We start from the raw sequence: 25,210 nt of genomic DNA on the forward strand, positions 1-25,210 counted from the left end.
CCGGCAAAATGTGCCACAGGCTGTGGCACATTTTGCCGGTCGGCCACAACCAGTGCCGGTCAGGTTGACGGAATCTCCGTTATCGGCGTTCAAACCACGGGAGTAGAAGTAGCTGCGAATACTCCCGTGCATCGAGGAACCGGACGTTTCGCAGGTCGGGTCGCCGACATTAGTCGACCTGTCGAGTTTTTCGCCCGGTGGCACCACCTGCGACGCATCCGAAGCCTCTCCACAGACGGGAAACCCACCCGCGGTCCCGTGCACAGCACGAAGCAGGAAATCACCGAAACAATCGAATTCCTCGTCTGGCTCAAACGCACCCCCGGACGGACCGTCGCCTCCTGCGCGTCGAGGCATATCAGTCGGGGGCTTACGATCCGCGGTGGAGAACTGTGCTACAAGTAGTCCCGTAATTGCGGACCCAGCGACAAATAACGGCAGGATACCGCTGGCAACGCCGACCGAAACGACGATCAATGCAGCCAGCAGGAGCACGTTCACGGCAGTTCGAATACGCGGACTAAATCCGACCCGGCTGCCTCCGCTTTGAGCCTCCTGGCGCCCCCTATGTCAGCGCAGACAGCAGGCCGAACGCAGGCTTTGCCTGGCCGTACTCGTCCGCCCTTTGGTTGCTCTTACTGCAGAATACGCCCGGTTGAGATCCGGCACTCTGCTGAGGCGTCGGCGAAGAGGACTCGCTGCTAAAAGTTCAGTTCCCGCTTGTAGAATCGGTTGATGACGGTTAGGCCGTTACGACTACTTCTCCGGGCTGACATCGAGCGCGCTGGCGCCATGCGTTGGGTGCTCAGCCGGTCTGACCTGGAGACGTAGTTTTCAACGCCGTTGGTACCTATGCGCCACAGGCTGCGGCCGCCGTAGATTGCTCGCAGCTCTCCGACTTTGAGCAGCGGCGTCACTGACGTTGCGTTCCGCGGCGACTTGGTCGATCGTGAAAGAAACCACTTTAGCCAGGGGTGCCGGACATAGCCAGTATCCTAAAGGCCCCTGCTCTGCCAGGTTAGTGCGCAGGACGGCGCCCCGTCGCACATGGCCCTTCTAACGGGCCCGGTTAGGTGGACCAATATGGCGGCCGTGTTCATCCCGGACATGGATCCTCGGTCCATACCCAAGAGCCGGGCCCGCTTAGCCAAGCGGAGTCGAAATTTCACCGGTTGAAAGGCGTTGATGCCTCCAATGCGGCCGCGGAAGGACCATACGTCATCTTCTGTGGGGTTTGGTTTGGAGTCATCTGGCCCAAGATGTCCCTATAGAAACCTGTGAAAGAACCAGCGAACGTGTTCTTGGCCCACACTCTATTGAGAGTAGTTGTGAAGACCCCCGCACCATTCAGTTCCTGGGATAGCTGCATGTCCGCGCAACCTGATATAGAGAGCACATTGGCCTGCAAGGGGGCACGTGAACTCGATGACCTTTCCTGTGAATCGTAGTGCTCCTTGCGGGCATTGTAATCAGCCTCATTTAAGTCCCACGGCATCTCACGAGTTGCATAGCCGCCATCCATGCTGCCGGTGCCGTTGTCCTCGTACGCACGCGTCGCCGCATCCAGCGTTGACTCCCTGTATGCCCTCGCAATGTGCGTATAAGGCTTAGTCCTTGCCCGCCCGCTGTGAGGATCTGAGGACCTGCTAGCGGCCCCAGCGGCTACTTGTTCCAAGTCTCGTTGGGAACTCGTTTGCCTCGGCCTTGGAAGGAGCTCAATAGGGGTAACTGGCCGGTCCAGGACGAGAAAACGTCAGATCCGTGTAGAAGCTCTTCTTGGTCGTGGCGGCAATCTTCTGGTATTCACTGGCTCGGCTTTGATAGCTTCGACTTGAAGTATCGTTGAGGTACAGGCGCGCAACAGATCCGCTGTGACAGCTGTCGGAAATTATGACGATGTTCGTTCCAGGCGCAAACTTCAGCCATGACTCCCAAAGAAGATCGTCGCGCAATTGCTCATTCCAAAGCACCCAAGTTGAGTCAGATCCGCTCTCCTCGGGATCGTCCTGAGCATTTAGGTTGGGCAGCTGGCCGCCATGGCCAGCGTATGTACATACAAAAAGATCTCCGGGCTTCAACCGTTGTGCTGCCTCTCCGATAAACCCGAGGACTGCAGATGACGTGGCCTGACGGGTGAACATCGTATGGATCTCATCGAAACCTTCAGCTTCAGCAATTCCCACCATTGTTCTGGCATCGTTTTCACACCCGTTCAGCTTTCCGTCCCATCCGCCATACTGGCTAGGGTCAACCTGATTCAAACCAATGTGAAGGGAGATGATCTTCCGGTTCCCGGTTGGCTCAGCTGCGGATGGGGTGGACGGAACGGACTCATCAAGGCCGAGGGCTCCCAAAGTTTGGGGTCCCGCAACTCCATCGACTACCAGCCCAGAAGATCGCTGGAACGCCTTGACAGCCGTCTCCGTGACGAATCCGAAGTTGCCATCCACTATGTAGAAGTACCAGCCGGCGCGTTTGAGCGCGCCCTGAAGTTCCCGCACATCGTCACCGCTATCGCCGCGACGCAACGTCCGCATCAGTCTGCCAACCAACCGAACGTGATCTGCTTGCCTTCCAAACCAAGGCCGGCTGTGGCGAGCCGGTACATCCAGGTGTGCACTCCAAACATCTTTGCCTTGCCGAATACCAGATAGCGGATTGCGTCCGCTGACACGGTCATCTCACTCACAGGAGCTCTGCCATCAACGCCGATTTCAGCTATCACGTCACCGTTGTCGTCGAGGGCTTGGATTCCTTTCCACCAACTCTTATGCGATGCCAGCTCGAGGGTCACTTTCAATGACCTCGGGTCCCCTAAGTCCTTTGCGTCCTTAACCTCGACGACATCGTTATCAAATAAGCGGTGGGTGGACGTGAAGTCATTCCACGAGAGAGTCATGTCCCGAGACCTGCCGCCTCCGGAAACCAGTTTGAAAATCTCAGGCAACGTCCCACTTAGTGCAGGAACCAACACTTGAAGCAACGGGCCTAAAAAGCGGGCTGAGACTTCTTGGTCGGCGATGAACACGTCTGCCGTTGCTTCCTTTCCGTCGCCGTTCATCCCCGGGCCACGGAAGAATCCGGATACCGTCTTGATGGCGGCGGGAAGATTATCAACGACGATCGGAATGGCGGCGGACAGAAGGGCAGGCCAGAAGCGTTCGATGGCCTCACTGTCGGGTTCCGCAGGTTCTCCTCGGGAAGCTCGCTGACCCGCTTCGTCCCGGAAAATGTCGACCAGACTGGGAATGAGCGCGTTCATTATAGGCTGAAGACACGTCATGAATTGTGCGATATCCCGCTCCGCCGCTACGCGGGAATCCCGTGAACCGTCCGAGTCAGCAGAGGTCGCCTGGGAGCGAAATAGGTCGAAGACCACCGGCAGCGTCTGGGTGACGGCCGGCCAGAGGGCGTCCCAAAGGCCGCGTTCGAGTTCGGCGCTATCCGGTGAGACGGTAACGGGTCCTTCCCGCGTCGCGCCTGGCAGAGCAAAGCTGCTTGTCGTTGTAGTAGTCATAGTGTGCATCTCCCTGATGCGAAAGTCGGTATCTTTTTTGGAAGCAAGCCGTCTGGGGACAGCGGCCGGCGCATTAGACTGCGATCGCGAAAGCTTAAGGCATTCGAGTTGTCTCTGGGATTGTCGATCCAGAGCGCTGCAAGTGTTGCATCACCCGCGTTACTCAGGCGTTACGACCGAACCCTATGGCGCTTCCTCTAAATGCGGGGCCTGCTGGCTGGAATGTTTCAGCGGTGCCGACAACGACTGTCTGAGTGACCGTCGGTGGTCACGGAGCAGGGCTACTGCTGCCGAGTTCGGACCGGCGGCGGGACCGCCCATTCCATGGCCACCGCCGCGCCCCGCTGCAGTCCGTATGGGAGCAATTCCGCTTCCGTGCGTTGGTCTAACGCGATGGCACCTTGCCTTAGAGTCCGGCAAGCGGTCTAGCCAACGGTTCACCTAGTGCACTCACTTTCTTTACACCCAAAAACTCGAAAGACTCAGTTGCTAGTGGATTACAGGAGATCGGCAACGGTCTCCGAATCGAATCGGGAGGTCTCACCCCAAGGTTCAATTGAAGGTAAGCTTCGTAATGCTTTTGTTAGCGGCCATGAAAAACTGCCCATAGGCGGCGACGAAAATGCCCGGGGCGAATTCAAGGGGACGATGCAACACCGGAGATCAGTGGACCATAAGTAGATCCGAGGCGCTCGGCCGGGTGTCCCAGTCGAGTATCTTGCGTGGTCCGGCGTTGAGTTCCTGGGCGACGTGCTCGATCCTCGGGTCCGTAGTCGTTCAAGTCGGTGCCTTTGGGGCAACCCTTGACCGATCAGGGACCGGCTCCTTCAGTTCCCTCTCGATTCTCGTCCAGCTCCGCAATGGCGGATGCTGTCCTTTCGCTGTCACCTTGGGCGACGACGACGTCGCGCAACTGCCGGACCGCCGCACGAACGCTGGCCGAGGAAATAGCATTTTCCGCGCCAGCGAAGTGCTGGTTACCCGCCACGATGACGCCGCCGGTTAGTTGCCGATAGGGCCCTTCTTGACCAGTACAGCGACTAGGGTTTCCGCAGTATCAGCCCTGTGACTATTCTGCAGTCCTGGTCCCAGGGCGTGGATGGTCTCTGGAAGGCATGCCGAAGCAACCTACGGCGTGTGAGCACGGGAGTTGATTGTTCAACATTGCCCAACCACCAAGGATATGACTAGATAAGTCATATCGATTCGAAGACAAGTCACAGGGGGTGCGCGCCAGATTGCCAAGGCCATTGGAACGCTACGGGGTTTCCGAGCCGCAGCCACGAGCCCGTGTAGCCGTCAATTCCACAGCAAGCGAGTGCGGCTTGCTGAGGGCCAAGCTGCAACGACGGGACACCCCTCCTGTAAACCATCGCTGGAAGCAGTATGCGGCAACGAATAATCGTAGGGCGGGGGGCCGCTGCGAATGCCGATATATAAACCCGGGCGGGCATAACCTTGAGCAAATCTTTAGCCAAGACTGGGGGAGTCCTGAGTCACGCACGAAAGCATCAAGCTACTGACTCCCTGATGGGACGAGCGGTCGGGGCAACCGAGATTTGGGCGAGGAGCGTCCAATCTTCCAGCATGAAACAGAAGGGTAAAGTGAGTCGCCATGACAAACGATAGCTCTCCATCACAGGAGTCCAATCGAGGGATCCCGCCCATGGGTACCTTGGTCATTCGCACTTGGTACGATCGGGACCAGTCGCCTCATTTTCGCGCCAGGCTAACGTATGGCCAGGGTCCGGACGAAGAACCCCGCCAAGTTGTCACAGCCGACCCTGACGAAGCTCTGCGTATTGTGCGCCGGTGGCTCGTTGCTCAACCGGGTGGTATCCCCAGCGAAGGGTAAAAGCAGGGGAGCCTACAGCCTAACTCCTGGATCGCCCGGGAACTCGGAGAAAAATCCAAGCCTTGGCGTCCGAGAGGCACCAACCATTTCCATGGCCGGGGTGGTACGGCCTTAATATTTGAAACTCGTTAGCCTGGAGTGTCACCCCAGCGGACAAGCGCCATAAGCCCTCGAATTGTCTCCGACGGGACAAGCCCAGTATCCGCCTTCAGCTGCATCTCATACCTCTCGAAAGCCTGATATGCTGCGGCGTTGTTGCCTTGCTGTCGCTCAGCCTGAATTAGGATCCCTACGGCTTTCTCATAGAGCGGTTCAAGTTCCAGTGCTGCCTCGGAGGCCTCCACTGCCGTTTCATAGTCGCAGCGGGTGAGTGACTCGGTGGCTATAACGAGAAGGGCGCGCAGCCGCCCCTGCCTAAGCCTGGTCTGCTCAAAAACGATCCAGTCTTCATACCAACCCGGCAGCAGCTCTGCATCACTTAGCTGCTGAAGGCATGAAGCCGCGTTGCCCTTCAGGCCCTGCTGGCTCAGTTGCCGGATCTGCGCGCGGACGAGGTTGAGATCCACATCTACTTCGTCGCTCAGGGACAACACTGCTCCACTGTTGATCAACAGCCCTGGCACCTGCTTCCTGACTAGATGCAGGCTCACCCGCAGACTTTCTAAGGCTCGAGGCTCGGAACACTCGGGCCAAAGCAGCCCAATCAGGTAGCTCCGCGGACGCGGTCCGTATAACGCCAGCGCGGTAATCAGCTTTTGCTGGCGTGCTGAGACACGCACGATATGAGCGCCCGAAATGAGCTGCCATGACTGAAGCAAACTGAGCCGAAATTCACCATAGTCACCTTTGCCCATGGTTACCCCCAATCCAGTGGGTTGGAGATCCGAGATAGATCTAGGAACGAGGATCCGTAGTTTCGTCAGCGATGTCAACGATCACTTTTCATATGGCGGCGAGAGAAGGAAACAATCAACACGATCATGATCCTCATCAAACACCGCCCCACTGCTAGTCGTTTTCACTGGCTTCTCACGAGTTTTCGTCATCAGGGTGCTATAATGCCGCGGTATCGCTTGCGTGCCAGTCTGGGCTACAACCCAACCACTCGCGGCGGAACGCCCGCGCTTTCCGGACCCATGGACGAAAGCCGGGCACCCACTTACTCATTTGAGTATTTGAGTAAGTAGGTGCTCTGTTTGCTAGGCGGTTGCCTGCTTGCAGCCCTAAGAGTTGCTGTGCGAGGTCGATCAGGTGCTAGGGTACGTTGCCCTCGGAGCCGTAGTGGGTCTCGCCCAGGAACACGACTTTCCCGCAGTACACGTCGGCCGGCACGCCGGTTTCTTCTAGGAGCAGCAGCGCCCGCGGCGGGTTTGGCGCGAGGTTCAGGATTTTGCCTTCCCCGTTCAGGTAGAGCCAGTCATCCCCGCTAGCGGCTTCGATGTTCCCGACCACGAGGGTTTGCAGGTTTCCAAACAGGCGTCGATGTTTCCACACGGGCCGGTTTGTTCAGGTCGGCGGGGTTGATCAGGGCGGTGCAGGTGCTCATCAGGGTACGTCCTCTCGAATGATGGTGACTTGGGCGTGCGGTGCCCCGCCGCTCCGGGCGGGCACCGGCTTGCGATGGTGTTAGGCTGCTTCGTGGACCCCAGACGGCATCCGGTAGCGGCTGGGCAGTTCAGCCGCCGCTTCGGGTAGGTCCTCCGGACCTTGGGCCCGTCCGTTCTTCCAGTGGAAAAACGCCTGCTCGCTTATCGCGGTCCAGAACCTTGCATTTGTCCGATAAAAGGTCGTTCGTGCATCACCTTCGCAGTATGTGGCCATGTCTGCTGCTGCCGACAGCATCGGCGTTGCGTCTCCCGCCGACCATGACGGCCGACCATGACGTAGGGCCACGGGCCAAGGTCCCACCCGTCACAGCCCCAGCTGGGGAGCACGGTCCAGCCGTATTCGCTGATAACATCCAGTCGTCTCTGATGGGAAAACCACAGTTCAACGTCATGGCGAACTAAATGCCTGCAAAAATAGACGCTGCAGCGAGAACGACCCCGAGGACGAACAAAGACAAAGCAACTGAACACAGGGTCAGCCAGTACTTCTGTAACTTCTTGGCACGATAATGAATGTCCTCAGGCAACTCAGTGGGCGCCTTGCGGAGGGCGGGCCTGAGTCTGGATGATTCCTTAAGCAGGGCATACTCCATCAGCTGCCTACGATATGAGACAGATCGAGTGAACTCCTGCTGGCTGCGATAGCCCAGATAAACGCCTGCAGCCGCCGCCACGAGCGCAACAGACCAACTGACGATAGCGGCCACGGTGAAGCCAAGATCAACGCTAAGGCTAGACCCGTTGGCAGACGCAGCGCCGAGCAGTGTTAGGAAGGCGACGACCGCCCCACCATTCAGCAGGAACAGGGCCGAGACGATGGCATGCTCGAACGCTGCCGTCGCCTTGTTCAACTCCAGCTCATGCGCCCGCTGCGCTTGATAGACGGCGAGATCGCCACTAGTTGCGACTTGGCCGTCCGACCCCGGCGTATCCAATGGCAGATCTGAGTTCATCCGCTCATCCTTCCCGCCGCATATAACCGCGGCACATCAATATCTATCCCCCATCGCTCGCCGTGCCGTGCCCGTGGCGGCCCGTGATTTTCGCGAGCGTTCTCAAATGAGGCATACACCCGTTTCGCGAGCACTATTGGTGCGTCTCGTCGAGGTATTGACTCGCTATTGCCGGACGCCCAAAATTGCGTCACCACACCCGGGTGTGTTCTCACTCTGATTGGGACAAGCGTATGGCAATCGAGGCAAGACTTTTGAGGCGGTTCAGACGGCAACGGAAAAACGTAGCAAGGGCTGGGGACTGTTGGCATTGAGTGTGCGGTAGATCCGACGGGCGAGGTAGCGCTTCACGCATCGATGAATTTCTTTCTTGGCTCGCCCTTCTGCTTGCCGTTTCGCTACGTATTCAGATGGTCGCTGGATCGAATGCCATCCTTGTAAGAGCAACGATGTGAAGGGCTTTGTTCAGGGTCCTGGTCACTTCGGAACAGCACTGTGACGAGCCACGCCCCCGCGGGGGCCGACAATCTTCTGATCAAGTCACCGATGTGGGCCGGGCAGGTGCCGGCCGCCCACCCAACGGACGGACGGACAAGTCGATAACAGGACACCCGTGCACGGGGTCAAGCGTTTAATGAGTCACGACCGCGGGGTGGAACGGCCTGCACCTACTCTGCCAGCCAATCCCAGACCAGCCACCCCAATCCTCACAGGCGTTTAGACAACGGGAGTAGAAGTAGCTGCGAGAACTCCCGTTCCATGGTCGATCCCGGTGTCCCCAGGTCGAAGCTGGGTGCGTGACGCCGAAAGAGAATGTCGCTACGGTCATCCTGAGGTGCAGCGATCAGGCCAAGACCATAGGTTCAGGCATCTCTCGCACGTTTCCGCGGTAGTTATGTCACTACGACAGTCAGGCCTACCTGGGTACTGAACGGCGGATTAGGACTTGAAAACAGGTTCCTAAGCATACTTATTATATTCGTAGCCGAATGTGAACGGCTGCCAACCTGGGGGGAAACACCATGGGATTGGGCGACAAGATTGAGTAACTACTTATCTAGCGCCTACTTAGGGCAAAGCTCAGCGGCAGCGAGCCAAAATGGATCCCAAATTAAAGGCTCTCACGAGTTGTTCAGTTTTAACGACGCAATTACCCGTCTCAAATGCTTCTTGGATTACCGCTACACGGGCATATTTGATGAGTCACTGCGGCCGGTTGTTTTCGGACTAGGGATCCGCCATCCTTATCGCATCGGATCGAGCTTAGAAGGAAAGTAGTTGATCGTGCCCGAAGGTTCAGCCCGTATGCGGCGATGGGTGACACAAGACTAATTCTGTTCGACATCCACAAAGTAATGGTTCAGTCCTCGGGAGACACCTTGAACGGTTTCGATCTGACTTCGTGGCCAGGCGCCTTCGTTACTGCCGCGGGTGCACTGGCTGTTGCCGTCTTGACTGCAGTCGTGGCCATACTTATTGAACTATCTCGGCACAGAGCAGCGAGAAGAGCTTTTCACGTTCAGGAAATTAGAAACAGGACGGCCGAAGCTTTCAGCTTAATGTTCACCCTTCAGCACGAAATCGAGTGGATCACGTGGCATGCGACGAAGGCTCCGGAATTCGTAGGTCAGGGCATGGTCGACAGCTATAACAAGGCGGTTCATGTGACATATCCAAAACTGCTGGGGGCCCTGGCGGTCGTTGCTGCGCTTGACAAGGGACTCTTTGATCGGCTCAGTCCCATAGCCCGTCACCTCTATGAGCTTGACATGGAGGTTGCTCTGGCGGCCCGGGGACTTGAAGGAAGGCGTACTCGCAAAAAGTCGCTTGAGGGGCTCAAGAATCACTACCCTGCCGCTAAGGCACTCTATGATGCGTTCCCCCATCTGATGGCCTCCACTTTGTCGGATGAGAGTGCGGGCAGCCGCCGAACGCGATTTTTGGTTTGTCACGCACGTAGGTGAAAGAGAATGGATGTTGTTCTCCGCCCCTAGCGCGATGGCAACCTCGTAGATAAAGCTTTTGGTCACCGCGGCCTCGGCCTATGATTCCCAAGGGCCGGATGGGGTCCATCACAACCTGCGCGAAACACGCAGTACAGAGGCGCAGCTGAGCCCGGCCCAGGAGCGCCCGCACGCGTGGCCGCGCTTGCGCCGCGGACTGTGGCACAAACGCCCGGCCCTCACCTTCATCCCTAGCAGCTCAAACCGTTCTTGCTCCGTTCCGACCCTAGGGCTGGACAGCGCAGGTCTTTCTGGCTTTGGCCGCGGCCGTGCCTATTGTGACGGCTGCGCTGGGGTGCGCCTTCGCTTCGGCCTGCAGCGACGCGACCGCGGATCTGGGCTTCGTTCGCTACAGTGTTCGCGAGGGACGCAGCAAACTCTTGGTTCTGTTCTGCCGAGCCATAGCTTGAGGCCGAATTCCTCAGCTTCCAGGCCCTGGTCTTTGAGCGGGCTGCTGTCGCTGCCGGTGACCCGGTTTTCGATGTCACGACCGAGGCTTTCGATGCGGCCGAAGAGCCCTTTTCGGCTCCTTCGTATCGTTGCTCCAGTGGTGAGATCTCGGAGCCTTTGAAGCCGCCCTCGGCCACGAGGGGCGAGGGTTTCCTGAACGGTTTTCTCGGACGCTGCCAGGGCGGCGGGGTTGTGGCCTTTCCAGCCTTCGACGATGGTTGGCCCTGCTGCTGGATGCGCGCGGCTCAAGGCCTTATCCCCGATCCTTGGCGCCATTTGTGGGGCCCGACAGTAGCGCCCGCGCCTATGGCTCTACTGTCCCGGAAGGAACCCGTCCGGGCGGTCTTCGGGCACGTAGAACCCACCTTTGACTGGACACTCCGCGACCCTGAGACCAGGCAGCGATTCACCGGCGACCTTGTCCTTGCTCTATCAAGCAATCTTCACCACGGACAGCCACTCGGCTTGATCCTTCTCGATTACAGGGCGGCGGTTGGTGATCTTACCAACCGATGGGTAGAGCTATCCGACAGCTCAGCAGGGATCACGACACCTCGGTACTCCGACGATGACCCGGCTTCGCCTAACCGCATGGGATCGTCAGTCCCTCGTTCTGTTGGGTGATCCAACCGTCCATCTTCCAGCCGTAAGGTAACCGGGTGTTGCGGCGGCCAAAAGCAGGTGATCCTCTCGCCCGGCTGCGCATAAGAGGCCAGGACACCACCGGGGGAACCTCGCCAGCGGGACCGGCGCACGTGCACGCCTGGAATGAATTGGAGAGTTGGCCAACAACGGGTCTTCCCAAAAGCCATCGCAAGGCGACCCCGCCTTGGCACTGATGAGTGTGCCGGGCTTGGTGGGGTTGCGGTTCGCGTCGAACGTCCCCGGCTCGCTTTTCCCCGGTGGTCTTGGATCAGGCCGTCCTAGTGGTCCTGAATGACGTTGACATACTCATCTGCCAACGTCGATAGCAAAACATCCGAGTTTCCCATGACTCTGGGTCATCGGGTCTGGGCGATCAGCCCTCAAGTTGAGCGGGCCGTAAATTTCGGTTTGTCGATGGTGTCGGACCTTTGTTTCACTGGCAATCCGTCCTGGCGCCAACCGAGATCGAGAGAAGCAACTCCACGGCCCTGGGCTAGCCAGATCCGATGCGTCGTTCCTCTATGACTCCCCGCTCTAGGATGCCGACGAACGCTCGGCGCCAGCAGCCACCGGCGAGCCAGCCGGTGAGCTGCCGCATGGTCAGGCGGACTTGGCTTCCGCAAGTTCTGCCCGGGCCAAGCCGCATACTGGAATCGTGAATACTCGCTCCGACGACATTTTGAGTCAGATTGAACGTGATCTGCTCTCCGACCGTGCACTTGCAACAGTCTTGCGAAAGCTGATCTTGTTGGGGGGCAAGTCGGGCTCATCCGAGCTTCAGGATTGGGCCTCCCGTGAACTTCGCGGCTATGACAACGACGAGAATTTGCCGTCTTATCGCCTACTCCCAGCTCCTATACAGATCGACGGCGTCGTCAGCAATGGCATGGTTAAGCATCAAACAATCTCTTTAAGTAGGTTCCCGGACTTCGTTCGGGAAGACCTGCAAGAACGAGTGCCCATTCGAGCCGGAGTGGGCGAAATCCAAGCATTAATAGACTCCAACCAGGAAGAGCGCACAGTACATCTTCAGGTACCCGGAGCTATGGTTCTTGCTGAGATGATCGATCACGGCAATCCCAGTCAGCGCACGACGGCAGTTTACTGGGCAGTGAGCGTAACGGCACTGGAGGGTCTGCTAGATCAGATTAAGACGCGTTTGGCCGAGCTTATTGCTGAGCTTCGATCAGTCACCTCGCCGTTGCAAGCTTTGCCCACAGCCTCGCAGGCGACACATGCAGTTAATTTCATAGTTAGGGGCATCGGTTCACGCGTAAACATCACCCAGGCGAGTGGTGGTAGCAAGATAGAGATGGGCCAACCAACTAAAGAACGGCCGGAACCCAGGTTCTGGACTCTGGGAAAACGGATCTCGGCGATAGCCGTCGGCGCCGCCACAATAGGAGCCTTCGTTATCAGCTGGTGGCAGTATCAAGCCGGCGCGTAGCACCCCCTCAGAGGCGTTAGGACGCGACATCGCGGCAATCAGCTGGCCAACGGAGAGCTGCCCACGTTGGGATTCTGTATGGTGAGCTACACCCCGACCTGACACAGGGGGCCTTGTTGCCGGAATTAAGGGACTTCAATCCGAGTCCATTGAGAGGCCGGCCACGCCGCCGCCCACACCGAGAGACAACTCTCTCATGGGTTATCCACCGCTACTGCTACTCCGGGAGCTAGTCCAGGGGCCCCCAATATCCAGCCGTGATTACCCGAATTGACCCGAACTGTGGACGGAACAGAGTCACCCAGCGCGGCTTCTCCCAGCCTCGCCAGGTTGACGGAATCGCGGATATCGGCGTTTGGAATCGGGCCAAAACAGCCGTGTTCATCAAACGGTTGTCCTGGAATGTATCAGGGCACCGCGGCGCTGCTGCAACGATGCGTAACCACTTTCCGGTATACCTCTTGAATCAATTTTTGGGCTGTATCGAGTTTGGCGGAGCGTTTGACGGCAGCAGGACAGCAACCGCGGAAGGGGACTGGAATTACGCACGAGGCGGACGATGGTAAGCATGCGAACAAATATTCTCTGGACGTGTTCCTCCTCCGGGCATATTCTGATCTCGCATTGCTCTTGGGGGGTGAATGGAATCGGCAGCATGCTTCGCTATTGCCGCGCGGTTTCTGTGCGCGCCCTTCTGGTCCCCGCCCTGCTTGCACTGGCGTGGCTCGTGTGGGGTGCGGGCAGCGCGCAGGCGTCAACGGACCCTTCTAAGGCCGTCGTCTCTGAAAGCGCCCTGGACCTCGGCCTCTCCAATGCTCCGTCTCTCCCCGCTGTTCAGGTTCTGCGGGCCGGGCAGGATCCGGCCGGTTCCGCCGCGCACCACGTTGCAGCTGCCGCCGATGCGGTCGTGGGCAGGGCCGCGCCTGCTGTTTCCACAGTGGCCCGGACCACCGAACCGGTGGCCCTCCCAGTGCCCCGGGCCGCGGCGCCGGCAGTCTCCACTGTCACCAAGACCGCCGGACCGGCAGTCTCCGCCGTTTCTCCGGCAGCCGCATCGGTGGCGGCCACCGTGAACAGGACTGTGGCCCCGGCAGTTTCCACTGTCCACCATGCGGTTGCAGCTATGGACGGCCCCGTTGCTTCCGTGGCCCACTGGCTACCGCGGCTGCCCTTTCCGGCGGTCAAACCTCCACAACTGCCCAGCCCGGACGTTCCTGTCGCTACCGTTCGCAAGAGGCCACCGGCGGTGGTGTCCACTGTGCCGCGATCACCCGTTGCGGCGGCCCGGCGGCCCGTCCCTGGTCATCGGTCCGGGGAGGTTCATCCGCCCCCGGCCGCAGCAGTTTCCGCAACCGCAGAAGCTTCTAGCCCTGCTTCGGCTTCGGCGCTCTCCGGCACAGCAACCCCGGCCCCCCCGCCCCCTCGAACCTGGCCACGGTCCAAAACATTAATTCGCCGTTCAAGACACTCACCCAGCTGAAGATCACTGCCTCAACCCGCCCTGTGGCCAGCGCTATCCAGCCGCCGGCCCAAGGGCCGCTGCACGAACACCCCGCCACAGGTCGGCTGAATATTGCCGCGACGCACGGCGAGTCGGGCTCCTCCGGCTCGGACAGCTCCGGCTCAAACACGGCCGATATCGCCGCCTCCTGGAACGGGCTGTCCCCCGCCGCCAGCGCCCTCGCCGTCCGAGCAGCGGTGATACCGCCCTCCGGTCCCGCCGCCGATCCGGGGTCTTCCCCCGACTGAACAGGTCAGCTCTGCCTTCACACAGGCAGATAAGACCAGCCGTACGCCGCACTCGGCCTACGGACCCAACGTTCAGTCAGGAGAAATGCCATGTCCAACCGCACCCCGCTTTCCGTTGCCCCAGACCAGTCCCGCCGCTCCCACATCGGCAACTGGCCAGATCCCATGGGACGTGCAATCGGCAACTGGCCGGATCCCATGCGTGCACACATCGGCTGGTGGCCCAACCGCAACGCCCAGAGCAGCCTCCCCTCGGGTTCATGATCCAGATCGGAAAAGGACACCAAGTAATGTTGTTCCCGCACTGCCACGAGGCTGTGCGGGAACAACATCACGATGCTTAGCTCTAAATCATTGGGCGGCTGGACAGTCCGCGCAAACGGAACACAAAAGCCTTGGACAGACGCCTGGCCGACACAGACGGCACCCCACAACTCAAGGTGTTGCGCTCACCACCTGAACTCGTCATCTATGGGGCACACCAACTTGAGACACAATGTTGCGAGCCACTCCCCTCTTACTTGCGAGCCAGGTCTTTGTCTTACGCAAACATGTCTCGCAACCCCGCAGCTTGCGAGACGGCATGTCGACGGTTGGCAGGTTGAAGTACACCCCAACCTGACATCATTCCATCTGGTGTCACGTTCGTTTGGAGGCCCTGGAACTCAAGCTGACAGGTTGATGGCAAGGCCTCGCCCTGGCCAGGCAGCGCCCAGAGCGCTCGGCCAATTGGGGGTGGGCGGACAGTGGGCCCAGCCCCTGCTATGCCGCTTCAAGGACTCCGATCGTCTGTCGACACGCTTCTCTGACTTTCGAGACCAGAGGCGAGTCGTTCATGTCATTGCTGCAGACCAGGCTGACGCGGGAGATAGCGCTGGCGTCCTGGATGTTCAGGTAGGCGAGGCCCGGGATGGTGTAGGCACGGAGGGATTCCGGGACAACCGCGATGCCCAGCTGGGCGGCCACTAACCCCAGGATGGTTGGGAACTGGACGGCTTCCTGGGCGAGATCAAATTCGACGTCGGCGGCGTGAAGTAGTGCGGCGATGTGGTCAAAGAGCCGTGAAATCCTGTCCCGCGGGAAGGCAATGAATCTCTCCCCCTTCAATTCTCCCAACGCGACTGAAGCGCGGGACGCCAGGGGGTGGCCTGCGGCGACTGCTAGCACGAGGCGTTCGTTTTGCAGAAGCGTGGAACTGAGGTCCGCCACGGTCCGGACTTCTCGTGCGATACCGACGTCGAGGGCACCGGCGGTAATGAGGTCGATCTGGGCGTCGGTGGTTTCCTCGCGGAGTTCGAGGTCGATGCCGGGCCATTGGGACCGGAGTTCCCGAACCACTGGTGGAAGGGCTGAAATGGCTGCCGAGGAGACGAAACCGAGACGCAGCTTGCCGATTTCGCCGTCTCGGGCCTGCCGAAGGGCTGCGGTCATGGTCCCGTATTGGGTCAGGAGTTTCCTGGCGTGTTTGAGGAGCAGTTCACCGTCGGCGGTGAGCTGCACGTTGCGGGAGTTGCGGACGAACAGTTGGGTCTTGCATTCCTCTTCGAGTTTGCGGATCTGCTGGCTCAGGGGCGGCTGGGCCATGTGCAGCCTCTCGGCGGCACGGTTGAAGTGCAGTTCTTCGGCCACTGCGACGAAAAGCTCCAAGCGACGAAGGTTCATACGAACAAGACTAAACGCATATTGATGCGCGTCATATAGATACTTCAGTGGATGACTCTGCGGGTCTACCGTTGATCGTGAGGACAGTCACAGATCAACAAACACTAAGAGGTTCGAGAATGCCCGTCATGACTAAGCCCGCCAGCAGCTTCATCAACGGAAGCTGGGTTGAAGGGACCGGGGACGCGACGTCCCGGTTCAACCCGTCGGCACCGGGGGAAGCGGTCACTACCTATCATCAGGCCGGTTCCGTGGAGCTGACCCAGGCGATCCAGGCGGCTACTGCGGCGACGGCGGCCTGGGACCGGCTGGGAATTCTGTCCCGGGGCCGCATCCTGTCGGCTGCAGCTGCACTGATCCGGGAACGCCGTGACGAGATAGCCCGCGTCATGACGGCCGAACACGGTAAAACACTGACGGAGTCCAGGATGGAAGTCGACGCCTCCGCCGACACGTTCGACTACCACGCGGGTTCGGCCCGGAACCCGGTCGGCACCGAATACCCATCCAGCCACCCCGATGAGCGGATCCTCACCGTGCGACGCCCGCTGGGCATCGTTGCTGTGATCACGCCGTGGAACTTCCCGCTGCAGATCCCCGCTTGGAAGATCGCACCGGCACTGCTGCACGGCAACACGGTGGTCTGGAAGTCCGCAAGCCACACCCCCGGAGTATCGGTCCTGCTGATAGACATCCTGGCAGAGGCCGGTGTTCCGGCAGGTGTCGCGAATCTTCTCCTTGGGCCGGGCCCGCTGGGCTCCGAACTCGTGTCCCATCCGTCCGTCGCGGGCGTGACCTTTACCGGGTCCGTCCCTGTTGGGCACCACATCCGCGGGATCGTCTGCGGACGCGGCGCGAAACTGCAGATGGAACTGGGCGGACACAACGCCACACTTGTCCTGCCCGACACCGACGTCGAACTGGCCGCATCCAGCGCCGTCAACGCTGCGATGGGGTCCACGGGCCAGAAGTGCACGGCCACCAGGCGGATCATCCTGGTCGGCGACGGGCATGAGGAATTCCTGGCAGCGGTGAAGGAGAAAGTCTCCGCTCTGGTCGTGGGCCCGGGCACAGACCCGTCGGTGCAGATCGGCCCTGTGGTTTCCGCCTCCGCCCGCGATGACATCAACGCAGCGATTGACCTGGCCATCACCGAAGGCGCGGAAGTCCTCGCCCAGGCCCCTGCCCCCGCATCTGCATCGGAGGGGCACTACGTCCGGCCCACCGTGCTGACCGGCCCGGCATCGATGACGATCTGCCGCGAAGAGGTCTTCGGTCCCGTTGTCACCATTCTTCGTGCAGCCACCCTCGATGAAGCCATCACCTTGGCGAACAATACGGACTTCGGCCTCACTGCCGCGGTATTCACCAGCGATGAGCGCGCTGCCCGGCAGTGCGTCACTTATCTGGACGCCGGCCTCGTCAAGGTCAATGCGCCCTCGACCGGGTCCGAACTCCATGCCCCCTTCGGCGGAATGAAGGATTCAACCTTCGCCGGCCCCCGGGAACAGAACAGTGCCGCCGCAACTGCCTTCTTCACCCACGAAAAGACCGCCTACCTCCGCCTGGCACCCGAGAAGGCGTGATCATGACACTTCAGGATGAACGAACCGCACACCAGCTCCGTGCGCCCGAAGAAGTACTCTCCAGCGCCGATATGAACGGCGCCTGGGCCACCCGGCACAGCTTCGCCCGCAGCATGCTCCGCCGTGCCGCAGGCCGGGGATGGTCCGTGGCCAGGACCCGCATTGAGCTTGACCCTGACGCCCGGGGCACCGCCGTCTACACCGTCGACGCCGAAGGCCGGCAACTGACCTTCATCGCTTTCTGCCGCACTCTGAAAGAAAGCGAACGCACCGACAGGGTCATCGCCGATGCCTGGGACGTCACCGCCGCCCTCATCGAAGGAGACCTCACGCCCGAGCGCGAAGCTGAACTGCGGCTCAACGTCCCCGTCCAGGAACGCGGCCGCGTCGATCCGGACACCATCATCCTGACCCGGGCGAACCGCAGCGCACGCTTCTTCGACTACGTCAGCGACTGCCTGGCCTCCGGGTCCCAGCCCGACGTCGACGCCATCGGCCCCAGCCCATACCTGATCCGCAGCACCGCGTTCTACGGCAACGGAAAATTCGGGCTCAAGGAATTCACGGACATCCCCGCCGACCACCCGCTGGCCGTGCCGTACCGGTCCCAGATGCTCACCGCCTGGCTGCTGCGTGAACTGAGCATGGACATGGTTGAACATGTCGCCCGCGCCAAAGCCGCGGCCGCCGGGACGAAAGCCGTCCCGCTGGATGCGGCGTGGGGCCGTTACCTCGGACTGGGCAACGCCACCGGGCTGGGCATGGTCCCGTTCGTGATCAACCATCCGGACTACCTTGATGCCTGGTGCCGGCTGCGGGAAATCCCACTCGCCGCCGGACTCGGCCGCAACTACGCACCGGATCATCCGGACGTTGCCCGCGTTGGGGAGCTGCTCGCCAAGGCGGACCGCCACCTCGAGGAAAAACACGCACTCAACACCACCCCCTTCCTGCCAACCGACGCACTCCGGCCCCAGCTCCGGCAACTCCTTGAAGACCTGCGCTCCCACCAGGCCTCTGCTACCGGACCCGCGCCCGTGCTGGCACGCCTGCACGAGAAGGCCGCCAACCTCAGTCCCGAGGCCCGGGGGATCTTTGCCTCCATCGTCATTGAACTCGGCACCGACTTCGATGAGGCCGCCGAGTCCCTGCTCAGAGTCGGCGGCCCCGCACCATTCGAACCGGCCATGCCCTGCTGGGAACTGAAGGAACTGCTGGAAACCAGCTACGCCTGGGCCCGCGGCTACGACTTCACCGATCCGGAGAGAACCCGGTACTACTGGTTCTCTTCCGCAGCCAACGAAGAACCCCGCCGCGCACTGCGCTCAACCCGGCCCGCGGGCACGGCCGAGCACTGCACAGATATCGCCCGCCGGATCAATGACCTCGCCGCCGACCTCGAGCAGTTCCCGCCCCACCGCAGCATCGCGGACTTCCTCCTGGCACACCCCGGGCACCGCTTCGCTGCGGCCCGGGTCCAGCAGACACGGCACTATCTGTACGGGGAGCTGCAGGACAACCTCATCGACGGGGAATTCCTGCCCCTGAGCACCCAGCGCTTTCAGCTGGCCACATACGGCATGAACAACTTCAGCCCGCAGTCCACGGACTGGCTCCGGGTGACCCTGTTCAGCGGCGCCCCACGTGCGGTGGACATCAACCACGGAACGGACGAAGACGACTGGCTGTTCCCCACGGCACCGAAGGGACCCGAACAATGAGCCTGCACGAGCAGCTGACCGTCGTGGACGGGCTGCAGATCAGTAACTGGAGCCGCCCGGTCCTGGAAGAACTGCGCACCGGCGGCGTCAGCGCGGTCAATGCGACCTGCGCCGTCTGGGAAAACGCCGCAGACACCCTCCGGTCCGTCGGCCAGTGGCTGGAACTCGTCAACCGCAACCCGGACCTGGTGTTCCTCGCCGCAACCGGTGCAGACATCGAAACCGCGAAAGAACAAAACAGGATCGCCGTGTTCCTCGGGTTCCAGAACACCAGCCCCTTCGAAGACGACTACCGCTACGTTGAACTCTTCCACCGGCTCGGCGTACGGATCGCCCAGCTGACCTACAACAACCAGAACCTGATCGGCAGCGGCTGCTTCGAAGCCGAAGACGCAGGCCTGACCCGCTACGGGCGGGTGATCGTGGAAGAGATGAACCGGGTCGGCATGCTCATCGATCTCTCCCATGTCGGATACCGGACCAGCCGCGACGCCATCGAGGCTTCCTCAGTTCCGGTCTCCGTCACCCACTCCAACCCGCTCTGGTTCTTTGACACACCGCGGAACAAACCCCACGACGTCATCCAGCCCCTCGTGGACCGCGGAGGCGTCATCGGCTGCTGCCTCTACCCCACCGTCAGCGGCGGTGAACACGTCACCATCGAGAGTTTCTGCACGATGGTTGCCCGCATGGTGGACCAATACGGTCCCACGAGCATCGGGATCGGCAGCGACTGCACCCGCGGCTGGGACCAGGAATTCGTCGGCTGGCTCCGCAACGGCCGCTGGCAACCAACCGATCCACAGCACGCACCGGCCTGGCCGCTGTGGCCGGACTGGTTCACAGGCCCGCTGGACTTTCCCCGGCTCACCGACGGCCTCGCAGCGGCAGGCCTCACCGACCACACCATCACCGCTGTGATGGGTGGCAACTGGGCTCGGCTGTTCACAGAAGTCATGGACACAACAAAGGAACACGCGCATGTCTGACAGCATCACCGCCTCGGGCTCCGGCGGGCAGCAGACGGCACGCATCATCGCCGTCCAACCCCGGGAAATCAAGGAAGCGGCCTTCCGGTCCCTCTGCGCCGCCGGGGCTGACCCCGTCGAAGCCCAGGAAGGTGGCCTTGCCGTCCTCCGCGCCGAAGCCGAAGCGCACGCCGGTCTCCGGCTCCTCGAAGAACTGCTGAACGCAGACTGGACAACACCCACCCGGCCGACAGCGGCCAAGGACTCGTCGTGGGTGGGCGGCACCCTGCGCGAGCTTGACTGCACCGGCCAACCTGCCCTGCGGACCGCGCTGCAACTCCTGGACCTCGCCGCAGACGCCCCTGACGGTGAGATGTCCGTGACCCGCACAGCCCAGGCCCGCATCCCCGGACTTCTCTGGAACGACCTGGTGCTCAGACGCACCGCCTCCCTGGGCCGCCGAATCATCATCGCCACCACCCATGGCGGCGAGGCACGCGACTACGAAGACACCACCAACTACCTCACCGTCCGAAACGGGGCGCTGTCGGCCACCCAAAGCCCGGCGTCGGAGGCGGTCACCGCCCTCATCCCGCAAACAACGGGCCACGGCACCGTCGTCGTGGTGTTGCCCGAACCGGTCCACACACATCCCGAAACAACCAATATCCCGCCCAAAGCACTAAAAATGCGTGAGAAAGAATGGCAGAGCATGTACCAGATGTCCCGGAAATACCTGGTGCCGGACGCATGAGCACCATCGCCCGGACCCAGTTCACCGACGGCAAGCCCCGGCCCTACTCCGCTTCCGCCACAACCGGCGGCATCATCTACCTGTGCGGGCAGATACCGGCGCGCAAAGACGGCACCGTCGATGCCGACATGGCCGGCCAGGTAACACAGGCCTTCGACAACCTCGAAGCCGCACTCAAGGATGCAGGGTCTAGTCTGTCCCACCTGCTCAAAGTCACCGTCTTCCTGTCCGACCTTGACGAATTTGATGACTACAACGCCGCCTACCTCACCAGGCTCAGCGGCCACCCACTGCCTCCCAGGACCACCGTCGAGGTGGCCCGGTTCAGAGGCGAAAAACGCATCGAGATCGATGCGGTCGCAGCCGTGGCAGCCTGACCGCACCCCGGCCACGGATCTATTGGGTTACCAACGTCGCTTTCCCTCCTCCCAGATCGGAACCACCATGCTTTCCCAAGCGCCAGCACCAGCGTCCCAAATGACCATCGATTCAGCCCCGCTGAACTCCTTCCACAAACGCCTCACCCTCTTCAGCTCAGGCGGCCCATTCCTCGACGGCTACATCCTCGCCATCATCGGCATCGCCCTCGTCCAAATCATCCCCGCGTGGCAAATGAACGACTGGTGGAACGGCCTCATCGGCGCCTCCGCCCTGGTCGGAGTCTTCCTCGGCGGCATCATCTTCGGGAACATCACCGACAAAATCGGCCGCAAGCTCATGTACACGATCGACCTCATGGCCATCATCGTGTTCTCTGTCGCCCAGTTCTTCGTTCAGGAACCCTGGCACCTCTTCGTCCTGCGGCTGCTCATCGGCATAGCAGTCGGCGCCGACTACCCCATCGCGACCTCCCTCGTCGCTGAGTTCGTCCCTAAGAACTGGCGCGCACGGCTCCTGGGCGGCCTGAACGCCATGTGGTTCGTCGGCGCCACCGTCGCCGCCTTCGTCGGCTACTGGCTCCTCTCACTCGAAGACGGATGGCGCTGGATGCTGCTGTCATCCGCCGTGCCCGCAGTCCTGATCCTCATCGCCCGAGCCACCATCCCCGAATCCCCCACTGGCTCGTCGGCAAAGGCCGCCATCAAGAGGCACTGGAGATCCTGAGGAAAACCATCGGCGAAGGCGCCACCCTGGAAGGCATCACCGCCCACGACCCGGACGCGGCCAAGCTCAGCACCGCCAAGGCCTTCAAACTGGTCCTCACCGGCGGCTACCTCAACCGGGTCGTCTTCATCTCCATCTTCTGGACCTGCACCATCGTCACTCTGTTCTCCATCTACGCCTTCGGACCTCAAATTTTGGCCCTGTTCAACCTCCAGTCCGGCGACGAGGCCAACATCGGCTACGGCCTGATCAACCTGTTCTTCCTCGTCGGCAACATCGTCGCCCTCCTCGTCGTGGACAAACTCGGTCGCCGGCCCGTCCTGATCTGGGGCTTCACCCTCTCCGGCGTCGGACTCGTTTTCCTCGCCGTCTTCCCCAACGCACCCCTGGCCCTGATCGCCCTGGCCTTCGCCTTCTACGCCATCTTCAACGGCGGCCCCTCAATCCTGGAATGGATCTACCCCAACGAACTCTTCCCCACCAAAGTGCGGGCCACCGCCGTCGGACTCTGCACCGGAACCAGCCGCATCGGCGCCGCCATCGGCACCTTCGCCACCCCCCTGGCCCTAACCCACCTCGGACTCTCCGGCACCATGTGGATCGCCGCAGCCATCGCACTGCTCGGCGCAGCCGTCAGCTTCTTCATGGCCCCCGAAACCAAAGGCCAGAACCTCGAACAAGCAGCCGCCCTCCACCCCTGACACCACCACCCACCAACCCAGCGGAACGGGAGCGACTGTCCTTCCGAGGTCATGCCGCTCCCGGCCGCGCGAGGCGAACCCACTGCATCCACGTCCGCTTCCGCCACCGAAAGAAAGCAAGAACCATGCGCCCGACAACCCTGACCCTGGAAGTCAGCGGCAAAGACCCCGACACGATCCAAACCAACCTGACCGCCGCCGTCGACACAGCCATTACGCAGGCCATGGCCGCGGGAGGTCACGGAATCCTGGTCACCCAGCACACCTACAACGACTTCACCGTCACCCTCCACCCCGACGTGCCGTACGGACAAACACGCGAGGAACGACGGCTCGACAAAACCCCCGGATAGACAACCCCATCGAGAAAGCCGATCCGCGACTGGCCAGCTAACCCGACAATCCCGGCTGCCACCACCAGGATCCTGTCCGAGGAAGTCTTCGGACCGTCGCCCCGATCATCACCTTCGATACCAAGGATGAGGCCCTCCGGCCCGCAAACAGCACCAAATACGGTCTCGTGCGTACGTCTTCACCTGGGACCTGAACCGGGGGATCCCCATCGGCGAACGGCTCGAGACCGGCATGCTCGGCCTGAACGCTGGGTCATCTCAAACGCTGCCGCCCGGTTCGGCTGCGTCAAGCAGTCCGGACTGGGCCGCGAAGGCGGCTTCCAGGGCATCATCGAGGAATACCGTTACGCCCGGCATAGAGCACTTTGGACCAGAACGAGAAACGCCATTGCGGTCATACCACTGCTCCAGCCAGGTCTGCATTTGGTTGCAGCCAGCTGAACGTCCCAGATCTCTGAGCAGAGTCAGATCAGTTCGACGTGTTCGGCGGTGTCGAGGCATTCCTCGGCCTTCCGGACAGCGCCCTTTGAGGACCGATCATGGACTGCATTAAGCGGAGGATCCCGCGCCGCGAGCACGCGCTGGCGTCTTCTGCAATGGAAGGCCGGGCCGAGTTCCTCCAGGACGCTTGAACACGCACAGATCCTGGTGATCACAGAAGAAATGCCGCTCCACAACTTGCATGAAGGGTCCCAAGCACGCTTCGAATCGAGAACCAGTTAGTTTCTTGCGGGACTGTCCGATTTTCGGTGGATCCACAGTTGGCATTTAGTTGATTCTTCCGTCGAAGCTGATGGCGAAGGCATTCAGGGCCGGCTTCCATCGTGCGGCCCATCGTGCCCTGCCTTTGCCGGTCGGGTCCAGTGCACGGGTGGCGAGATAGAGACATTTCAGGGCCGCCTGCTCGGTGGGGAAATGGCCACGGGCCCTGACCGCGCGCCGGTAGCGGGCGTTGACGGATTCGATGGCGTTGGTGCTGCAGATGACCCGACGGATTTCGACGTCGTAGTCCAGGAACGGCACGAACTCGCTCCAGGCGTTTTCCCACAGCCGGGTGATCGCCGGGTACTGCCGGCCCCATTTGGTCGAGAACTCCACGAATCGCTCCTTCGCCGCGGAAATCTCGTCCCAGTACTGCCGGGCCGCGTAGCGGAAGGTGTTGCGGATCAGGTGCACGATGCAGGTCTGGACCACCGCCAGGGCCCAGACCGTGGTGATCGCCTCGGGAAGGCCTTTGAGCCCGTCGCAGACCGTGATGCAGACGTCCTCGACGCCGCGGTTCTTGATCTCGGTCAGCACCGAGAGCCAGTACTTTGCCCCTTCGCCGCCATCCCCAGCCCATAGCCCCAGGATGTCCCGTTCCCCGTTGACGCTGACACCGATAGCCACGTAAACGGGCCGGTTCGTGACCTGCCCGTCGCGGACCTTGACGTGAATCGCGTCGATGAACACCACCGGGTAGACCCGGTCCAGCGGCCGGTTCTGCCACTCGGTCATCTCCCCAATGACCTTCTCCGTGATCCGCGAGATGGTGTCCTTGGAGACCCTGGCGCCGAACACTTCCGCAAAGTGGGCCGCGATCTCCCCGGTCGTGAGCCCTTTCGCGCTCAGTGACAACACGATCTCGTCAACGCGGTCAGCCGGCGCTGCCGCTTCTTGACGATCTGCGGATCGAACGTCGAACCGGTGTCCCGCGGCACGTCGATCTCCACAGTCCCGATCTCCGTCAGCACGGTCTTCGTGCGTGTGCCGTTGCGGGAGTTCCCGCTCCCGCGCCCGGACACGTCGTGCTTTTCGTATCCCAGGTGTTCGTCCATTTCGGCTTCCAAAGCGGTCTCCAGGACGTTTTTTGTGAGCCGGTTCAACAGCCCGTCCGGGCCGACGAGGTCGATGCCCTGCTCCCTGGCCTGGGCCAGAAGCTGCTGCGCTAACTCTTGCTGATCCACATCAGTCGCCATGGGATCCATGGTGTCGCTCATGATCAGTCCTCCCCGCCAGGCAACGCCCGGCGTGTCAGGCCAGCCATGAATCCACCGTTATTCAGACAGTCCCTTTCTTGCGGGACAGCTGACCAATGTCGGGAGTGAATCAGTCCGGATACAGTGGAATCCAGATTGCTGGAGCGGGGCAGGCGT

At 61.0% G+C, this 25,210-nt stretch carries 19 protein-coding genes and 3 pseudogenes; 13 read left to right on the forward strand and 9 right to left on the reverse strand.

The features are described from left to right. Positions 1–1,715 precede the first annotated feature (1,715 nt). From QFZ23_RS21540 to QFZ23_RS21565, 6 genes and pseudogenes are all read right to left on the reverse strand, one after another. Positions 1,716–2,537, reverse strand: coding sequence for a peptidoglycan-binding protein (locus QFZ23_RS21540; protein WP_306926090.1), 822 nt, complete (start codon positions 2,535–2,537; stop codon positions 1,716–1,718). Then, positions 2,537–3,517 (reverse strand): hypothetical protein, encoded by a 981-nt coding sequence (locus QFZ23_RS21545; RefSeq protein WP_306926091.1) that lies wholly within the window; start codon positions 3,515–3,517, stop codon positions 2,537–2,539. Before QFZ23_RS21545 ends, QFZ23_RS21540 begins: the two co-directional genes overlap by 1 nt. Before the next feature lie 1,983 nt (positions 3,518–5,500). Next, positions 5,501–6,226: an AfsR/SARP family transcriptional regulator gene (locus QFZ23_RS21550; protein WP_306926092.1), complete on the reverse strand. Its 726-nt coding sequence runs from the start codon at positions 6,224–6,226 to the stop codon at positions 5,501–5,503. 400 nt (positions 6,227–6,626) lie between these two features. Beyond that, positions 6,627–6,866, reverse strand: a complete 240-nt coding sequence (locus QFZ23_RS21555) for a DUF3846 domain-containing protein (protein ID WP_306926093.1) — start codon at positions 6,864–6,866, stop codon at positions 6,627–6,629. A gap of 511 nt (positions 6,867–7,377) precedes the next feature. Next, entirely contained in the window at positions 7,378–7,932 is a 555-nt protein-coding gene (locus QFZ23_RS21560; protein WP_306926094.1) for a hypothetical protein, read from the reverse strand. A gap of 264 nt (positions 7,933–8,196) precedes the next feature. Beyond that, positions 8,197–8,407: pseudogene (locus QFZ23_RS21565) on the reverse strand (IS110 family transposase); the annotation flags it as partial. 838 nt (positions 8,408–9,245) lie between these two features. Here QFZ23_RS21565 and QFZ23_RS21570 point away from each other — a divergent pair. Both QFZ23_RS21570 and QFZ23_RS21575 read left to right on the forward strand, forming a co-directional pair. Further along, positions 9,246–9,896 carry a hypothetical protein gene (locus QFZ23_RS21570; RefSeq protein ID WP_306926095.1) on the forward strand — a complete coding sequence of 217 codons (651 nt, stop codon included), beginning with the start codon at positions 9,246–9,248 and terminating at the stop codon, positions 9,894–9,896. Between the two features lie 1,789 nt (positions 9,897–11,685). Next, positions 11,686–12,477: an AbiTii domain-containing protein gene (locus QFZ23_RS21575; RefSeq protein WP_306926096.1), complete on the forward strand. Its 792-nt coding sequence runs from the start codon at positions 11,686–11,688 to the stop codon at positions 12,475–12,477. Between the two features lie 834 nt (positions 12,478–13,311). On the opposite strand, the gene QFZ23_RS21580 is transcribed toward QFZ23_RS21575, so the two are convergent. Continuing rightward, positions 13,312–13,578, reverse strand: coding sequence for a hypothetical protein (locus QFZ23_RS21580; RefSeq protein ID WP_306926097.1), 267 nt, complete (start codon positions 13,576–13,578; stop codon positions 13,312–13,314). A gap of 402 nt (positions 13,579–13,980) precedes the next feature. On the opposite strand from QFZ23_RS21580, the gene QFZ23_RS21585 reads away from it, so the two are divergent. Both QFZ23_RS21585 and QFZ23_RS21590 read left to right on the forward strand, forming a co-directional pair. After that, entirely contained in the window at positions 13,981–14,226 is a 246-nt protein-coding gene (locus QFZ23_RS21585) for a hypothetical protein (RefSeq protein ID WP_306926098.1), read from the forward strand. Positions 14,227–14,316: 90 nt separating this feature from the next. Further along, a complete protein-coding gene (locus tag QFZ23_RS21590) occupies positions 14,317–14,490 on the forward strand; it encodes a hypothetical protein (RefSeq protein ID WP_306926100.1) in 174 nt (57 codons plus the stop codon). 498 nt (positions 14,491–14,988) lie between these two features. On the opposite strand, the gene QFZ23_RS21595 is transcribed toward QFZ23_RS21590, so the two are convergent. Further along, entirely contained in the window at positions 14,989–15,888 is a 900-nt protein-coding gene (locus tag QFZ23_RS21595; protein ID WP_306926102.1) for a LysR family transcriptional regulator, read from the reverse strand. Positions 15,889–16,016: 128 nt separating this feature from the next. Between QFZ23_RS21595 and QFZ23_RS21600 the strand changes: the two genes are divergently transcribed. From QFZ23_RS21600 to QFZ23_RS21640, 9 genes and pseudogenes are all read left to right on the forward strand, one after another. Beyond that, the gene (locus tag QFZ23_RS21600) at positions 16,017–17,474 is read left to right on the forward strand and encodes an aldehyde dehydrogenase family protein (protein WP_306926104.1); all 1,458 of its coding nucleotides are present in this window, start codon (positions 16,017–16,019) and stop codon (positions 17,472–17,474) included. A gap of 2 nt (positions 17,475–17,476) precedes the next feature. Further along, on the forward strand, positions 17,477–19,195 hold the full coding sequence (locus QFZ23_RS21605) for a hypothetical protein (protein WP_306926107.1): 1,719 nt from the start codon (positions 17,477–17,479) through the stop codon (positions 19,193–19,195). After that, a complete protein-coding gene (locus QFZ23_RS21610) occupies positions 19,192–20,184 on the forward strand; it encodes a membrane dipeptidase (RefSeq protein WP_306926109.1) in 993 nt (330 codons plus the stop codon). The genes QFZ23_RS21605 and QFZ23_RS21610 overlap by 4 nt, the downstream gene beginning before the upstream one ends. Continuing rightward, entirely contained in the window at positions 20,177–20,917 is a 741-nt protein-coding gene (locus tag QFZ23_RS21615) for a hypothetical protein (protein WP_306926110.1), read from the forward strand. The genes QFZ23_RS21610 and QFZ23_RS21615 overlap by 8 nt, the downstream gene beginning before the upstream one ends. Beyond that, a complete protein-coding gene (locus tag QFZ23_RS21620) occupies positions 20,914–21,294 on the forward strand; it encodes a RidA family protein (protein ID WP_306926112.1) in 381 nt (126 codons plus the stop codon). Before QFZ23_RS21615 ends, QFZ23_RS21620 begins: the two co-directional genes overlap by 4 nt. Positions 21,295–21,394: 100 nt before the next feature. After that, a complete protein-coding gene (locus tag QFZ23_RS21625) occupies positions 21,395–22,021 on the forward strand; it encodes an MFS transporter (protein WP_306926114.1) in 627 nt (208 codons plus the stop codon). An 8-nt stretch (positions 22,022–22,029) separates the two neighbouring features. Continuing rightward, positions 22,030–22,722, forward strand: a complete 693-nt coding sequence (locus tag QFZ23_RS21630; RefSeq protein WP_306926967.1) for an MFS transporter — start codon at positions 22,030–22,032, stop codon at positions 22,720–22,722. Positions 22,723–22,847: 125 nt separating this feature from the next. Then, on the forward strand, positions 22,848–23,075 hold the full coding sequence (locus QFZ23_RS21635; protein WP_306926116.1) for a hypothetical protein: 228 nt from the start codon (positions 22,848–22,850) through the stop codon (positions 23,073–23,075). Between the two features lie 63 nt (positions 23,076–23,138). Then, positions 23,139–23,516 (forward strand): annotated as a pseudogene (locus tag QFZ23_RS21640) (aldehyde dehydrogenase family protein); the annotation flags it as partial. 327 nt (positions 23,517–23,843) lie between these two features. On the opposite strand, the pseudogene QFZ23_RS21645 reads toward QFZ23_RS21640, so the two are convergent. Then, positions 23,844–25,042: pseudogene (locus QFZ23_RS21645) on the reverse strand (IS256 family transposase). Between the last annotated feature and the right edge of the window lie 168 nt (positions 25,043–25,210).

The organism is Arthrobacter globiformis, from assembly GCF_030818015.1.
Taxonomy (GTDB): domain Bacteria; phylum Actinomycetota; class Actinomycetes; order Actinomycetales; family Micrococcaceae; genus Arthrobacter; species Arthrobacter globiformis_C.

Bases quoted from the DNA above. Each gene is read 5' to 3' on its own strand.
- QFZ23_RS21595 (WP_306926102.1), bottom strand. From the start codon at position 15,888: ATGAACCTTCGTCGCTTGGAGCTTTTCGTCGCAGTGGCCGAAGAACTG.
- QFZ23_RS21610 (WP_306926109.1), top strand. From the start codon at position 19,192: ATGAGCCTGCACGAGCAGCTGACCGTCGTGGACGGGCTGCAGATCAGT.
- QFZ23_RS21635 (WP_306926116.1), top strand. From the start codon at position 22,848: ATGCGCCCGACAACCCTGACCCTGGAAGTCAGCGGCAAAGACCCCGAC.
- QFZ23_RS21545 (WP_306926091.1), bottom strand. From the start codon at position 3,517: ATGACTACTACAACGACAAGCAGCTTTGCTCTGCCAGGCGCGACGCGG.
- QFZ23_RS21615 (WP_306926110.1), top strand. From the start codon at position 20,177: ATGTCTGACAGCATCACCGCCTCGGGCTCCGGCGGGCAGCAGACGGCA.
- QFZ23_RS21560 (WP_306926094.1), bottom strand. From the start codon at position 7,932: ATGAACTCAGATCTGCCATTGGATACGCCGGGGTCGGACGGCCAAGTC.
- QFZ23_RS21550 (WP_306926092.1), bottom strand. From the start codon at position 6,226: ATGGGCAAAGGTGACTATGGTGAATTTCGGCTCAGTTTGCTTCAGTCA.
- QFZ23_RS21625 (WP_306926114.1), top strand. From the start codon at position 21,395: ATGACCATCGATTCAGCCCCGCTGAACTCCTTCCACAAACGCCTCACC.
- QFZ23_RS21620 (WP_306926112.1), top strand. From the start codon at position 20,914: ATGAGCACCATCGCCCGGACCCAGTTCACCGACGGCAAGCCCCGGCCC.
- QFZ23_RS21600 (WP_306926104.1), top strand. From the start codon at position 16,017: ATGACTAAGCCCGCCAGCAGCTTCATCAACGGAAGCTGGGTTGAAGGG.
- QFZ23_RS21540 (WP_306926090.1), bottom strand. From the start codon at position 2,537: ATGCGGACGTTGCGTCGCGGCGATAGCGGTGACGATGTGCGGGAACTT.
- QFZ23_RS21605 (WP_306926107.1), top strand. From the start codon at position 17,477: ATGACACTTCAGGATGAACGAACCGCACACCAGCTCCGTGCGCCCGAA.
- QFZ23_RS21570 (WP_306926095.1), top strand. From the start codon at position 9,246: ATGGGTGACACAAGACTAATTCTGTTCGACATCCACAAAGTAATGGTT.
- QFZ23_RS21590 (WP_306926100.1), top strand. From the start codon at position 14,317: ATGTCCAACCGCACCCCGCTTTCCGTTGCCCCAGACCAGTCCCGCCGC.